This window comes from Oleiphilus sp. HI0128 (genome assembly GCF_001635365.1).
Genome location: NZ_LWGG01000515.1, coordinates 1 through 341, shown reverse-complemented (window position 1 = coordinate 341; position 341 = coordinate 1). Strand labels below are relative to the sequence as shown.

Sequence of the window (341 nt, the reverse complement as noted above, 5' to 3'; positions counted from 1 at the left end):
ACTCATCAACTTCTTATTGATAGAAAAATAACCGTTCATAGCTCTGCCCTGTATTCGCTTACCGTTACAGTAATCTTGGCAATTGGGTTCAACCATCTGTGAGTAGTACTATCTAAATCTGAAACACCTCCATCAGCATCCAGATCCCCCAAAGCACCACGATGGATATGAACATAACCTTCAGCAGTGGCAACAATACCAGTACCATTTTCACCTAGGGTCGCTGCAACCGGCCCAGGAGCAGGAAAACCGGCCTCGCCTACCGCACCACTACCCACCACTTCGTCATTGGCTTCTGTACCTGCATCATAGGCTTTGGCATAGTATGTATAGGTTCCGGA

The 341-nt window shown here is 47.2% G+C and carries 1 protein-coding gene; it reads right to left on the bottom strand.

Annotation, left to right across the window (positions count from 1 at the left end):
* Positions 1–35: 35 nt before the first annotated feature.
* On the bottom strand, positions 36–341 hold a 306-nt coding region (locus tag A3763_RS28320; RefSeq protein WP_197482805.1), incomplete at its 5' end, for a spondin domain-containing protein.